This is a genomic window from Aquiflexum sp. (genome assembly GCF_041749095.1).
GTDB lineage: Bacteria > Bacteroidota > Bacteroidia > Cytophagales > Cyclobacteriaceae > Aquiflexum.
The window spans coordinates 1-14012 of sequence record NZ_JBGTCA010000026.1 but is presented as its reverse complement, the minus strand read 5'-3'; the positions used below and the strand labels follow the sequence as shown (position 1 = coordinate 14012).

The 14012-nt window shown below is 40.0% G+C and carries 12 protein-coding genes and 1 pseudogene; 7 read left to right on the top strand and 6 right to left on the bottom strand.

Annotated elements, in window-relative coordinates:
- The 5 genes and pseudogenes from ACEW8O_RS01830 to mltG form a co-directional block, all read right to left on the bottom strand.
- A pseudogene (locus ACEW8O_RS01830) lies at positions 1 to 515 on the bottom strand (acetate kinase); the annotation flags it as partial.
- A 190-nt stretch (positions 516 to 705) separates the two neighbouring features.
- On the bottom strand, positions 706 to 2802 hold the full coding sequence (pta, locus tag ACEW8O_RS01825) for a phosphate acetyltransferase (protein ID WP_373492918.1): 2097 nt from the start codon (positions 2800 to 2802) through the stop codon (positions 706 to 708).
- An 87-nt stretch (positions 2803 to 2889) separates the two neighbouring features.
- A complete protein-coding gene (locus ACEW8O_RS01820) occupies positions 2890 to 3843 on the bottom strand; it encodes a YihY/virulence factor BrkB family protein (RefSeq protein ID WP_373492917.1) in 954 nt (317 codons plus the stop codon).
- A gap of 9 nt (positions 3844 to 3852) precedes the next feature.
- Positions 3853 to 4260: an acyl-CoA thioesterase gene (locus ACEW8O_RS01815; protein WP_373492916.1), complete on the bottom strand. Its 408-nt coding sequence runs from the start codon at positions 4258 to 4260 to the stop codon at positions 3853 to 3855.
- Between the two features lies 1 nt (position 4261).
- Positions 4262 to 5305 (bottom strand): endolytic transglycosylase MltG, encoded by a 1044-nt coding sequence (gene mltG / locus ACEW8O_RS01810; protein WP_373492915.1) that lies wholly within the window; start codon positions 5303 to 5305, stop codon positions 4262 to 4264.
- A 75-nt stretch (positions 5306 to 5380) separates the two neighbouring features.
- Here mltG and ACEW8O_RS01805 point away from each other — a divergent pair, with 75 nt between their 5' ends.
- The 7 genes from ACEW8O_RS01805 to ctlX all read left to right on the top strand — a co-directional run bounded on the left by ACEW8O_RS01805 (position 5381) and on the right by ctlX (position 13290).
- Positions 5381 to 5800, top strand: coding sequence for a (deoxy)nucleoside triphosphate pyrophosphohydrolase (locus ACEW8O_RS01805; RefSeq protein ID WP_373492914.1), 420 nt, complete (start codon positions 5381 to 5383; stop codon positions 5798 to 5800).
- Between the two features lie 109 nt (positions 5801 to 5909).
- Positions 5910 to 6542, top strand: a complete 633-nt coding sequence (locus tag ACEW8O_RS01800; RefSeq protein ID WP_373492913.1) for an L-threonylcarbamoyladenylate synthase — start codon at positions 5910 to 5912, stop codon at positions 6540 to 6542.
- A 378-nt stretch (positions 6543 to 6920) separates the two neighbouring features.
- On the top strand, positions 6921 to 7541 hold the full coding sequence (locus ACEW8O_RS01795; RefSeq protein ID WP_373492912.1) for a WbqC family protein: 621 nt from the start codon (positions 6921 to 6923) through the stop codon (positions 7539 to 7541).
- Positions 7542 to 7622: 81 nt separating this feature from the next.
- Positions 7623 to 10151, top strand: a complete 2529-nt coding sequence (locus tag ACEW8O_RS01790) for an ATP-dependent Clp protease ATP-binding subunit (RefSeq protein WP_373492911.1) — start codon at positions 7623 to 7625, stop codon at positions 10149 to 10151.
- 116 nt (positions 10152 to 10267) lie between these two features.
- Entirely contained in the window at positions 10268 to 11218 is a 951-nt protein-coding gene (locus tag ACEW8O_RS01785; RefSeq protein WP_373492910.1) for a hypothetical protein, read from the top strand.
- Positions 11219 to 11412: 194 nt separating this feature from the next.
- A complete protein-coding gene (locus tag ACEW8O_RS01780; RefSeq protein WP_373492909.1) occupies positions 11413 to 12327 on the top strand; it encodes a hypothetical protein in 915 nt (304 codons plus the stop codon).
- A gap of 27 nt (positions 12328 to 12354) precedes the next feature.
- On the top strand, positions 12355 to 13290 hold the full coding sequence (ctlX, locus tag ACEW8O_RS01775) for a citrulline utilization hydrolase CtlX (RefSeq protein WP_373492908.1): 936 nt from the start codon (positions 12355 to 12357) through the stop codon (positions 13288 to 13290).
- On the opposite strand, the gene ACEW8O_RS01770 is transcribed toward ctlX, so the two are convergent.
- Positions 13282 to 14012, bottom strand: a 731-nt coding sequence (locus ACEW8O_RS01770) for a SulP family inorganic anion transporter (RefSeq protein ID WP_373492907.1), incomplete at its 5' end; no start/stop codon positions are given. The two genes, ctlX and ACEW8O_RS01770, sit on opposite strands and share 9 nt — an antisense overlap.

Here is a 14012-nt window from a genome sequence, read left to right as displayed (position 1 = left end):
TAAAGTTCTTTTGGAATTGCATACCGATAGGCGCGGGGCGGCATGCTTTGATGGAAGGCCGTATCAAAAACAGCAATTTGTTTTGCTTTTGGGAATACCCTTTCTGCCACTGTAATTCCTAGATAGTTCGGCGGATTATGCAATGGGGCAAGTGCAAACAATTCCTTGATTTTGTCTTTGACTTCCTGTGTGATCAATGTAGTGGATGCAAATTGCTCCCCACCATGAACTACACGGTGACCAATGGCTTTCACTTCATCCATACTGGATACCACTCCTTTTTCGGGGTCAATCAAAAGGTCGGTGATTTTGAGAAGACCTTCTTCATGGTCTTTGATTTCACCCTGTATTTTAAACACTTCTTCTTTTCCGTCCCGCATTACTTTATGTGTCAGCAATGCATTATCCAAACCAATCCTGTCCACCAAGCCACTGCACAGCGGAGATTCATTGGGCATCTCAAACAATTGATACTTAAGCGAACTACTTCCGGAATTTAATACGAGAATTTTCATTTTTTTTTCTTAGACGTTAGAAGTGAGAGCCGAGATGCGAGAAGCGAGAGCCGAGAATCAAGAGACAAGAACCAAGAAACGAGAGTTAAGATTTATTTCATCTAAACGATAGCTATCATTTCTTAAATCTAAAATCTAAAATCTACCCTTCATCCTTCATCCTTCATCCTTCATCCTTCATCCTTCCCCTTCACTCCTGAGCCTGAATAGCTGTAATCACCACGGTATTGAAGATGTCATCTACGGTGCAGCCGCGGCTGAGATCGTTGACGGGTTTGTTCATTCCTTGGAGCATGGGGCCAATAGCCATTGCTCCTGTTTCCCTTTGGACAGCTTTGTAGGTATTGTTTCCTGTGTTCAGATCAGGGAATATAAGGACTGAGGCATTGCCCGCCACTTCTGAATTTGGCATTTTTTGTTTTCCGATAATTGGGTCCACTGCTGCATCATATTGTATAGGACCTTCCACTTTGATATCCGGTCTTTTCTGTTTTACTATTTCGGTAGCTTTTCGGACTTTATCCACATCCTCTCCTGAACCGGATTCGCCGGAAGAATAGGACAACATGGCCACTCTCGGTTCAATACCGAATTTAACACTTGTGTCTGCCGAAGAAATGGCTATTTCGGCCAGTTCTTCAGCGGTCGGGTTGATATTGATGGCGCAATCTCCAAATACCATTACCCGATCAGGCAGGCACATAAAGAATATGGAGGACACCAAAGATATGCCCGGCTTGGTTTTTACAAATTGCAGAGCAGGCCTGATGGTATGGGCAGTCGTATGGATAGCACCCGAAACCATTCCATCGGCGTATCCTTTGAAAACCATCATGGTACCGAAATAGGCTACATCAGTCATTAAGTCTCTTGCAACCTCCAACGGCATATTTTTTCCTTTCCTCAGTTCAAAAAGAGTGTTGACATAATCATCATAGTAAAATGATTCCTGCGGATTGATTATCTGACAATTTTCATCGTTCAGGCAAAGACCTAGCTTGCTGATTTTGCCGGAAATTTCTTTGATATCTCCCAATAAGGTGATGTTGACAATTCCCTGTCTGACAAGTCTATCAGCAGCTTTCAGTATTCTTTCATCTTTTCCTTCGGGCAATACGATATGTTTCTTCTTGCTTTTTGCCCAACTGACCAATTGATATTGGAACATCCTAGGTGTAATCCCTACGGATTTGAAAGAAGCAATTTCCTTTTCCAAAGCCTGCATATCAATATATTTCCTGAAAGTATTGATAGCCATCAAGATTTTCTCGGTATTGTCCGGAGAAATTTTTGAATGTATGCCTGCGACTTTTGTTGCAGCGAAAAAGGATTGATCTGCCACTTTTAAGATGGGAACTATGGTGTCGGAACCATCTATTAGCTTGAGAACAGATTTAGAAATATCAAATCCACCGGTCAGGACTAGCCCGGCAATTTTCGGATAGTTTTTTGAAAGATTTGCCTGAAGGGAAGCTACCACAATATCTGCTCTGTCACCGGGTGTCACTATCAGCACGTTGGGTTTGATATGTTTAAGGAAATTGGAGATATGCATGGCCCCAAAAATAAAATGGTCGGCACGGTTGGACAGATAATCTCGTCCAAACATCACCTCGGCATTCAAATGCTCTTTCACTTCTTTCATGGAAGGACTTTTCAGATCAATAATTTTGGGTATGACCGAAAGGATAATGTCCTTGTGTAACTGCGGACCAATTACCTGTTTGATTTCATCAATTTCTGATTCATCCACTTTGTTTATCACAACTGCAAGCACTTTCACCTTTCTTTGCAGAAAGTTTTTGATGGTAATGATGGCGGAGTTACTGATCTGCGCAATACTTTTATTATCACCGGATAGAACAATGATAACCGGCGTTCCGAGGTTTTTGGCAATGGTAACATTGGCATCAAATTCAAAGGCTATGCCCTCTCCCAAAAAATCACTCCCCTCAATGATGGTAAAATCAAACTCTTCTTCAAGACTTTTATACTTACTGATGATAGTATCAATGATCTCTCCCTGAAACCCTGATTCTGCCAATAGGTTGGCTTCGTCCCGGGTATAGGCGTAAGACTTTCCGTATTCTATGGGTAATTTGAAATGTTGGATCAGTGTGTCGATATGCGCATCTCTTTTGACCTCCGGTCTTTCATTGATGATGGGTTTGAAATAGCCGGTTTTAAGTGCTTTTGCCAGCAACATATCTACGAGCCCCAATGCTACTATTGACTTACCGCTGAATGGTTCGGCGGTAGCTATAAAAATACTTTTGTTGGTTTCCATAGAATTAAAGATTTATTATTTGATGCAAAACTAGTCAGACTTACCAGTTGCTTAATTGATTAACTTTTGGTTTTTACATGATAAAAATCATGAAACATCAACAGAGATTTTTTTTGAGACATACCTCCGTTCAGCGGCTTTATCCAAGCTCACATTGATCTCAAAACTCACCAATATAATCAATGATGTGATAAACAGCCATAACATGACTGCAATCATGGCACCAATTGAGCCATAAAGTTTGTTATAAGTTGCGAAATATTTCAAATAGAATGAAAAGAGATAAAAGCCTAAAGTAATCAGTATCCCGGCGGTAATGGATCCTGTTGAAAAAAACTTCCATTTATCATGAACTGCAGGTGCAAATCTGAAGATATAGGCTGTGGCAACCAAGAATACAATCAAAAGAACCAAAAACCTAAATATGGTCAACATGTAATAGTAGAGACTGCTCGACACAATTTCATATTCTGAAATCCGGTACAGGATACTGCTTCCTAAAATCATGATGACCACTGCACCGCAAAGTGCCAGGATCAGGACAAATACTATACTTACAGCAATTACCCGGGTTTTCCAGAAATCCCTGTTTTCCTTGGTTCTATAGACAGCATTGAAGGCATTCATCATCGACACCACCCCATTGGTGGAAAGAAAGAGGGCCAGGAAAAAACCGATGGAAAGCAAACTTTGCCGCGGCCTGCTGACAATATCCATAATGGTGGGTTCTGCCTCCGAATAAATAGATTCCGGAATAATTTCTTTGATAAACAACAGGATATTATGTGTAGTCACATTGGTGAAAAAGATGCCTATATAGGGTATCATGTTCAGCAAAAAAAGAATCAGAGGAAACATGGCTACAGTAAAACTAAAGGCCATGGCACCGGCCCTTTCCGTAATTTCGTCTTTCCGCATTTGTTCCATAAAAATCTTCCCCACATCGTAAAGATTCTGATCGGGGTTTCCAAAATGGAATTTCCTAAGAAGCTTTGCCTTACGGGTAAATCTAATGGAGAATAAACGCAGTCTTTTCTTCACTGAAAAATTTTATTGATAATAAGGTTTTAATAAATCTAGTAAATATTGGGGAGGTCTGCAGGGTCTATGGTTATCTTTTTTCAAAAAAGTCAAGGTAGTCCAACCTTTAGTGATGATTTCATTCGCTTCATTAAGTACCTCATATTCAAATCGGATACGGATTCCGGGAAGTTCAGGGATTGTGGTTTTGATGGTCAACAATTCATCATATATTCCTGGTTTGATGAACTGAGTGTGCAGTTCCAAAACAGGCATTATAACCCCATCATCTTCCATCTGTTTATATGAGAAGCCAGCTGACCTTAGCGCTTCAACCCTGGCCACTTCAAAATACATGGCATAATTACCATAATAAACATAGCCCATTTGATCTGTTTCGGCATATCTGACCCTAATACTGGTATTTGCTTGGAACATGTCAATATATTTTAGCTTTGTTCAGGGCGGCTTGGTAAACTCTGGCGTTTTTCATGTGCTGGGCGAGGTTGGTAGCAAAAGCATGGTAACCGGAAAAATCGTCTTTAGCACAAAAATAAAGGTATTGATGGTCTTCATGGTTCAGTACCGCATCAAGTGCAGAAATCTCCGGTAAATTGATCGGACCGGGAGGAAGACCTAAATATTTATAGGTATTATAAGGGCTGTCGATTTGTTTATGGATATTAAGAACCCTCTTCAGTCCAAAATCTCCTGAAGCAAACACAAGTGTCGGGTCTGCCTGCAAGGGCATGTTGATCCGGAGACGGTTCATATAAACCCCGGCAACTTTTGACCTTTCATCAGCTTTTACAGTTTCTGCCTGAACGATGGAAGCCAAAGTGGAAACCTGCAAAGGATCCAGTCCGATTTGCCGGGCTTTTTCTTTTCTCCCCTCATTCCAAAATCCTTCATATTCTTTGTACATCCTGTCAAAAAGATTTTCAGGACTTGTATTCCACCAAACCTCATAAGTATTTGGGATAAACATGGCCATGATGGTCTCTTCTTCAAAACCAAATTTTCTGATATTGACAGAATCGGTGAGAAGATTCAAAAATGACTCTTGGCTGATTTCCAGGTTTCCGGTGATTTTTTCAGCAAGATCCTCTTTGGTCCTGATGTTATTGAAAGTTATCCTGACAGGGGTCTGATTTCCGGACCTGAGCAATTTTACCAGGTTGAGGTTGTTTGTTTTTGGGGGGATGGTGTAAAGGCCCGGTTTTACCGACTCTTGGTAATTCAGGACTTTTGATACAAAGCTGAAAGAAATCAGGTCATTGATAACACCTGTGCCATGAAGACTGTCCACCACCATTTGAAATGTGGCATTGCTTGGAATCATCAGTAAATGGGGTTCCTCTTTATCAGTCAGGGCGTTGGGACTGTAAAATGCCTGATAGAAATAAAAAGAAAGTGTACTCAACAGCACCGAAAAGGTAATTATGAATACGAGATAATATTTTGTTTTTTTGTCGTCAAACATATTTTTGAAATGCAACTATAGAATAACGGCAAAAATAGAGAATTTTGTTCACGGGGCTAGCAAAGATCAAAATCAATGGTAAAACTAATCAAAGTTACTTGTGCGATTATATTGGATTCAGGCAAAGTCATGTGCGCCCAAAGGAGTGAGGATATGGATTTGCCGCTCAAGTGGGAGTTGCCGGGTGGCAAAATCGAAGAAAACGAATCCGCCACCGAATGTCTTAAAAGGGAAATCAGGGAAGAGCTGAATATCGAAATTGAGGTCATGGAATCATTTGAAAGCAATATTCATCAATATGCTCCAACTAAGAAAATTGAACTTATTCCCTTTCTTTGTTGCTTTAAAAGGGGTAACATTATTCTAAAAGAACACAAAACCTTTTGTTGGAAGGAAATTGAAAACCTTGCCGAATTGGACTGGGCAGCAGCAGATATATCGATTGTCCAAAATTTCCTCCAATGGTATTCCCTAAAAATAAAGGCAAAAAGCTAGCGGGACTTCAATCTAAAATCCCGCCCTTTTCGGTTAAATCAAACCCAAATCTACCTTCTTCCCGATAGCTATCGGGACTAAAATCTACAATCTAAAATCATCCTTCCAGATGTCCGCCGAACTCATCAAATTATATCCGGAAAATCCTGATCCCCGAAAAATCCAAAAAATTGTGGATGTGCTTCGGGATGGTGGTGTAATCATTTATCCCACAGATACGATATATGGTATGGGTTGCGATATTCATAACCAACGTGCGGTAGAACGGATTTGTCTGATCAAAGGAATCAAACCTAAAAAACATAATTTTTCATTTATATGTTATGACCTGAGTAATATCTCTGAATATACGAGGGCATTGAGTACGCCTGTTTTTAAAGTGATGAAAAAAGCGTTGCCAGGCCCTTATACTTTTATATTGGAAGCCAATAACAATGTGCCCAAAATACTCAACAGCAATAAAAAAACGATAGGTATCCGTGTACCTGACCATTCTATTCCAAGATTACTGGTCCAAGAACTCGGTTCACCAATATTGACTACTTCTATCAAGGATGAGGATGATGTGATAGAATACAGCACAGATCCGGAATTGATCTATGAAAAATACATGGATTTGGTGGATATTGTAATCGATGGGGGATATGGGCAGAATGTAGCTTCCACGATTTTGGATTGTACAGGTGATGAAATAGAAATCATCAGAGAAGGCCTCGGTCCCCTAGACGATCTCTTTCGATAGATATGAGACGTGAGACGCAAGACGCAAGATTCAAGAAACAAGATGCGAGAACCGAGAACCGAGATGCGAGAGCAAGATAAACTTCCGCCTAATACGATTGTTATTATATTCTAAAATCTACCCTTAAGAGATTGCCACGTCGCACGAAGATCTATTCAAAATATGAAAGTTTTTCAAGTGCTCCTCGCAATGACGCTCCTATCCCTCATCTTTCCCCTATTCCCAACCTTCAATTCTATATCTACAATCTAAAATCTACAATCAACCCCCTTCATCCTTCATCCTTTCTCCTTCATCCTTCCCAATCTTCAATCTAAAATCTAAAATCTACATTCAACCCCCTTCATCCTTCATCCTTAAACCTACCTCCTTCCAAAAATGCCCATCCTCACCGAGCTCTTCTACCTTCCTCCCATAGAGTATTTCGCTCTTATCAGTGGACAGGGGGAACTGTGCATTGATGGAACTGATAGGTATCAAAAACAATCCTATCGAAACAGGGCCCGGATTCTTTTGGCCAATAAAGTTGATACCCTATCTATTCCTGTCCTAAGGAGTAGCAAAAAACAGTTTTATAAGGATGTTAAAATAGATTATGGACAAAAATGGAAGAATGTTCATTTGAGGGGGATTCAAAGTGCTTATGGAAAAGCTCCTTTTTATGAATATTTTTTCCCTTATTTGGAGGTAGTATATGCTAAAAACCTGACGTTTTTGTTTGACCTCAACATTGAACTACTGACAGTTTGTCTTAAACTATTGCAGTCAGACACAAAGATACAAGTGGTTTCGGAGACGCTGGATACCAATGAATATCATGATACAAGGGGAATAATCAATACCAAGGAGGATTTTACATCTAGAAACATCATGACTGCGTATCTTTATGACCAAATGTTTGGCGTAAACTTTGTGCCAAACCTTAGCATTCTGGATTTGTTGTTTTGTAAAGGCCCTGAATCAAAAGATGTTCTGAACCTGTCAAAAAAAAATGATTGAACAATCCGTAAATAGATTGTGTTTTTAAAACAAATTCGGTAACATTATTACAGAATTAAGAATAAATTAGAAAGGAAATACATGGAAGCAAAATTTTCAAACAGAGTCAAAGAGGTGATCTCCCTGAGCAGAGAAGAAGCGCTGCGTCTGGGGCATGACTACATTGGTACAGAACACCTCTTGTTGGGCATGATTAGAGAAGGAGAAGGAGTGGCTGTTTCCATATTGAAAAAACTAGGAGTGCCATTAGATGAACTCCGGAATTCTATCGAGCGGGCAGTTAAAGGTACTGCTACCCACAATGTCAAAAACCTTGCAAACATTCCATTGACCAGGCAGTCTGAGAAAGTGTTGAAAATCACCTATCTGGAAGCCAAAATATTTAAAAGCCAGTTGATCGGAACCGAACATTTGCTCTTATCCATATTGAGGGATGAGGATAATATTGCAACCCAGATATTGAATAAGTTTGATACCAATTATGACTCTGTAAAGGAAATGTTGGAATTTCAGACTGATTCAGGACCAAGGGCCAAAGCCGAGGCAGATGATCCTGATGATGATGGATCGAAGCTTTTTGGTTCATCCGCCGGAAGTTCCTCGGGTGCTTCCAAGAGTACCGGTGAAAAATCCAGAACACCTGTTTTGGATAATTTCGGACGTGACCTGACCAAAATGGCAGAAGATGACAAATTAGATCCGATCATAGGTAGGGAAAAAGAAATCGAAAGAGTCGCCCAGATTCTTTCCAGAAGAAAGAAAAACAATCCGATTCTGATTGGTGAACCTGGTGTAGGTAAAACTGCTATTGCAGAAGGACTTGCTTTAAGGATTGTGCAGAAAAAAGTTTCCCGTGTTCTTTTCAACAAACGTGTTGTCACTTTGGATTTAGCATCTTTGGTTGCAGGTACGAAATACAGGGGGCAGTTTGAAGAGAGGATGAAAGCAGTAATGAACGAATTGGAGAAATCTCCAAATGTTATTCTATTCATTGATGAGCTGCATACAATAGTAGGTGCCGGTGGCGCAAGCGGTTCATTGGATGCTTCCAACATGTTCAAGCCCGCCTTGGCCAGAGGTGAAATCCAATGTATTGGAGCAACTACCCTCGATGAGTACCGTCAATATATAGAAAAAGACGGTGCTTTGGCCCGAAGATTTCAAATGGTGATGGTAGACGCTACCACGCCGGAAGAGACCATTCAGATCCTTAATAACATCAAGGACAAATACGAGGATCACCACAATGTGATTTATACCCCTCAGGCCATTGACGCCTGCGTCAAACTTTCCGACCGCTATATCTCTGATAGATTTCTTCCTGATAAGGCCATAGATATATTGGATGAAGCGGGCGCTAGAGTCCATATCAACAATATTCATGTTCCCGAGGAAATCCTCAAGTTGGAAGAAGAAGTTGAACAAATCAAAATCGAGAAAAACAGGGTTGTCAAAAGTCAGAAGTACGAAGAAGCAGCACAGTTGAGGGACAAGGAGAAGAAATTGCTTGAGCAGCTTGAAAATGCCAAAAACAAGTGGGAAGAAGATAGTAAGACCAAACGATACACTGTCGAAGAGGATAATGTTGCTGAAGTTATCGCTATGATGACCGGAATACCTGCAAAAAGAATTGCCCAAAATGAAGGTGTTAAACTTTTGAATATGGGTGAAGAATTGCAGGCTAAAGTAATCGGTCAGGAAGAGGCCATTAAAAAGTTGACAAAAGCTATTCAAAGAACCAGGGTAGGGTTGAAAGATCCTAGAAAACCTATCGGTTCCTTTATTTTCCTAGGGCCGACGGGCGTAGGAAAAACGGAGTTGGCCAAAATGCTGGCTACTTACCTTTTTGACAAAGAGGATTCATTGATCCGGATCGATATGTCTGAATACATGGAGAAATTCAGTGTCTCCCGACTTGTGGGAGCGCCTCCGGGATATGTCGGTTATGAAGAAGGCGGTCAGTTGACTGAGAAAGTCAGAAGAAAGCCATATTCAGTGGTATTGTTGGATGAAATCGAAAAGGCACACCCTGATGTTTTCAATATCTTACTTCAGGTCTTGGATGATGGGATTCTGACAGATGGTTTGGGCAGGAGAGTGGATTTCAGAAATACGATCATCATCATGACTTCAAATATTGGAGTGAGAGATCTGAAAGACTTCGGTGCCGGTATAGGTTTCTCTCCAAAAGCCAAGCAGCAAAGCATGGATGAAGTGATGAAATCCACCATTCAAAGTGCATTGAGGAAAGCCTTCAGTCCTGAATTCTTGAACAGGTTGGACGATGTGGTTGTCTTCAATTCCCTTGATAAATCCCATATCCACAAAATCATCGATATCAGTCTAGGTAAACTGTTCAGCAGAATAACTGACCTTGGTTATCAGATCGAATTGACAGGCAAAGCCAAGGATTTCCTTTCTGAAAAAGGCTATGACCAGCAATATGGTGCAAGACCTTTGAACAGAGCCATCCAAAAATACCTGGAAGATGCGCTTGCAGAGGAAATTCTTAAAGGTGAACTTTCAGATGGAGATGTCATCATCGCTGATTACTCGGGAGAAGGAGAAGAACTCACCATCACCGTCAATAAGAAAGAAAAAGCGGAGTAGAAACTTCAAATTTAAAATAAAGAACGGCCAATGTAAGTTGGCCGTTTTTTTTAGTCCAATTGATTCCAATCTAAAAATCAATATTTTTGGGTGGTAGTGCTCCCCAAACTTCTTGTATGAAAAACCTGAAAAAATACCTTTCTGCGATTATTATTATTCTTTTAGCCTGTAATGAAGCAGAAGAATCCATTGGCTTCTGGGAAAACCATAAACCATTTACCACAGATTATTCAATTGGCGACATGGAAAGAATTGATTTTTTTTCTTTAGAGGCTGAATCAAGGGGTGAATCTAATATAAGGGAGGCTTCAGGCCTGGCCTACAGCCGAAAAAATCCAGGGTATTTGTGGACTCATCAGGACAAAAACAATGATAACCGTATTTTTCTATTGGATGTGAACTCCGGTGAAACTGTAGCGGCTTACAGGATAAAGGGAACAAAAAACAGGGATTGGGAGGATATTGAAACCGCACCGGGACCGGTAGATGGAATTGATTATTTATATGTTGGTGAGGTGGGTGACAATGATCAAAAATATGGTAATTATTCAATTTATAGATTTGAAGAGCCCACGTTTGAAGAAAGTCATAGGGGAAAAGTTATTGATCTTGAGATTCCATTTGATGAGATCAAATTTCAATATCCTAACAAAATTCATGATACCGAAGCTTTGATGGTTGATCCTAAAACAAAGGATATCTATTTGGCTACCAAAAGAGATTTAAGATCGATGTTATTTGTTTTGCCATATCCTCAAAATGTCAATGAGAAAATGAAAGCCATTCATGCCGGTACCTTTTCGTTTAGAATTGCTACTGCCGGCACAGTGTCAAAAGATGGCAATGAAGTATTGATCAAAAATTACGACAGGATATTTTATTGGAAAAGAAACGATAATGAGTCATTTATTGACATGATTCAAAGAGTTCCTGCATTGGCGCCGTACAATCCCGCCGAAGCACAGGGAGAGGCGGTATGTTTTGACCATCAGGGGGGATATTTTACTCTTAGTGAATTTTCAAATTCCATTGTTCCTGAATTATTTTATTACAAAAGATTTTACTAAAAAATCAGCCATATAAATTCTCCGTAATTTAATACTGAACTGTTTCCTTTGCATTATTCTCTCTTTCTTGAATTGACACAGACTAATTTGAAATTTATCTGTAATTACCGTTCAGTTCTCCTTTCTGTTTTTATTTAACAAACCTTAACACCCTGCGATTGAAAGAGGACTGAATTTTGACTATTGCAAAACCTATGAATACATTGTTCCATTATTTGTTTAAAGCTTACCTGATTTTTGTTTCCATTCCGTTTTTGGTTTCTCAGAAAGTTCCTGAAGCCAAAGAACTTTCTTTTATACCGTCTTATGCAGATTCGGTTTTTTCTGCTCCCAAAAAAGCCGGGGATTTGAAAAATAAAAAAATAGATGAAGCAAGTGGTCTTGCTTTTTCCAGAACCCATTCAGGGATTATTTATACCCACAATGACAGTGGGGGTGAACCTTTGGTGTATTTGATTGATACTTTGGGAAAGGACAAAGGAAGTATAAGGCTTAAAGGCGTCTGGAACAGAGACTGGGAAGATATTGCAGTGGGACCCGGTCCGGATCCAAAGCTTCAATACATATATGTTGGAGAGATTGGTGACAATAATGCGGTTTACAAGAGTATCAGGATATTCAGGTTTCCGGAACCAAAATCATTGGAAGATAAAATGGAAGTGGAACCTGAGGTACTAAAGCTCACCTATCCTGACGGGGCCAGGGATGCCGAGACCTTGATGGTAGATCCAATTTCAAAGGATATTTTTATCGTTTCCAAAAAAGATTCGGTCAATATGCTCTATCGTGTGCCTCAATCTGCTTTTTCAAAAAAGACTTTTGAACTTGAAAAGATAATGGATCTTCCTCTCACCATGTCAGTGGCAGGTGATATTTCAGGAGATGGAAAACAGATCCTGATCAAAAACTATTTCACGGTTTTTTATTGGGAAAGAAAAGAAGGTGAATCTGTCCCCGAAGCTTTAAAGCGAAATCCAGTCATTTTGCCCTACAAACCTGAGCCGCAGGGAGAGGCCATTGCCTTTCATCCCAATGGGAAAAGCTATTTTACTTTGAGTGAGATTAGGTTTAAAATTAAGCCGGTTCTGTATCGGTATAATAAAAAATAGTTAATTTCGGTATTCATTTACATGACTATGCCAACTCAAACTACCTCAAATATCTTAATGATACGCCCTGCAAATTTTGGGTTCAACCCGGAAACTGCTGCCAATAATTTTTATCAAAAAAAAGATAGTAGAAATCCGCAGCAGATCAATAAGCTTGCCCGGAAAGAGTTTGATGGATTTGTTGGTTTATTGGAGGAAAAGGGAGTGAATGTCCTGGTAGTTGATGACACTGATGAACCAAAAAAATCAGATGCTATTTTCCCAAACAACTGGTTCAGCACGCATGAGGATGGAAAAGTGATCTTATATCCCATGTTTTCCTCCAACCGAAGACAGGAAAGAAGAACGGATATTTTCGAAATATTGATGAAAAAGGGTTTTAAAATCAGTGATATCGTTGACCTGACTTTTTTTGAAAATGACGACCAATATTTGGAAGGGACCGGAAGCTTGATTTTGGATAGGGTTTGTAAAGTAGCTTATGCCTGCCGTTCGCAAAGGACACATCCTGTGCCATTGGCCTATTTTGGCAGGATAATGGAATTTGAAATTATTGAATTCGATGCCACACAGGTTGTCAATGAGGTAATTTCGCCTGTCTATCATACCAATGTCATGATGCATATTGGATCAGAAATAGCGGTGGTCTGTCTTGACAGCATTACGCTTGCTTCGGAAAAACTCAAGGTTCAGGAATATCTGGAGAAAACAGGCAAAAAGATGATACCGATTACTGCCAAGCAGAAGTTCCAGTTTGCGGGAAATATGCTTGAAATAAAAAATTCAGAAGGCGGCAAATTGACGGTAATGTCCGATGCTGCCTACCAATCTCTCGGTCAGGTTCAGGTACAGACCATTCAACGTTATACAGATATTGTCGTCCCACATATTGCTACCATCGAAAAATTAGGTGGGGGAAGTGCGAGGTGTATGATGGCAGAAATATTTCTTCCATTAGTGTAATTTGCCGGAAGTAACGGATTTGATTTTAATAGTATCTACTTCTATATCTTTTTCCTTGGCGGCAATTTTAAAATTAGCAATTACCTCAAGTACATCGTAGTCGATTACTTTTGAGTTAGATCCATCTATGATCACGTGCTTTCCTGGAGCAATGTCATCCAAAGCTTTAATTAAAGCGCCTTTGTTCAGAAAACTAACTTCTTCAGAAAGCACAATATGGATGGTGTTGGGGTTTTTATCAGGTTTTTCCTCAAAGAAATGAGAGTTTTGAAAATTCCTCATTAGGATATAAACAATGGCAACACCCATCCCTATACCAATACCGATCAGAAGATCAAATATCACAATACCCAGGATTGTGGTAACGAATGGTAAAAACTGATCCATCCCCAATCTTGCCTGTGATTTGAAAAGTGAGAACTTGGCCAATTTATATCCAATCAAAAGCAGGATTGCGGCTAAACAAGCTAATGGAATGAGGTTTAAGAGTCCCGGTATCAGAAGAACACTTGCAAGTAACAAAATCCCATGGAATACAGAGGATGTTTTGGTTCTGGCACCCGAAGTAATATTAGCAGAGGTCCGGACAATAACTGCGGTTACCGGTAAGCCCCCAATCAGGCCATTGATTATATTGCCGGCACCTTGGGCAAAAAGCTCCCTATTTGGTGGAGATACCCTTTTGAAGGGATCCAATTTATCTCCTGCCTCAAGGCTTAGAA

Excerpts from the sequence above, each read along its gene's own strand:
- ACEW8O_RS01815 (WP_373492916.1), bottom strand. The coding sequence starts at position 4,260 with ATGTTCCAAGCAAATACCAGTATTAGGGTCAGATATGCCGAAACAGAT.
- ctlX (WP_373492908.1), top strand. The coding sequence starts at position 12,355 with ATGCCAACTCAAACTACCTCAAATATCTTAATGATACGCCCTGCAAAT.
- ACEW8O_RS01780 (WP_373492909.1), top strand. The coding sequence starts at position 11,413 with ATGAATACATTGTTCCATTATTTGTTTAAAGCTTACCTGATTTTTGTT.
- ACEW8O_RS01785 (WP_373492910.1), top strand. The coding sequence starts at position 10,268 with ATGAAAAACCTGAAAAAATACCTTTCTGCGATTATTATTATTCTTTTA.
- pta (WP_373492918.1), bottom strand. The coding sequence starts at position 2,802 with ATGGAAACCAACAAAAGTATTTTTATAGCTACCGCCGAACCATTCAGC.
- ACEW8O_RS01800 (WP_373492913.1), top strand. The coding sequence starts at position 5,910 with ATGTCCGCCGAACTCATCAAATTATATCCGGAAAATCCTGATCCCCGA.
- ACEW8O_RS01790 (WP_373492911.1), top strand. The coding sequence starts at position 7,623 with ATGGAAGCAAAATTTTCAAACAGAGTCAAAGAGGTGATCTCCCTGAGC.
- ACEW8O_RS01805 (WP_373492914.1), top strand. The coding sequence starts at position 5,381 with ATGGTAAAACTAATCAAAGTTACTTGTGCGATTATATTGGATTCAGGC.
- ACEW8O_RS01795 (WP_373492912.1), top strand. The coding sequence starts at position 6,921 with ATGCCCATCCTCACCGAGCTCTTCTACCTTCCTCCCATAGAGTATTTC.
- mltG (WP_373492915.1), bottom strand. The coding sequence starts at position 5,305 with ATGTTTGACGACAAAAAAACAAAATATTATCTCGTATTCATAATTACC.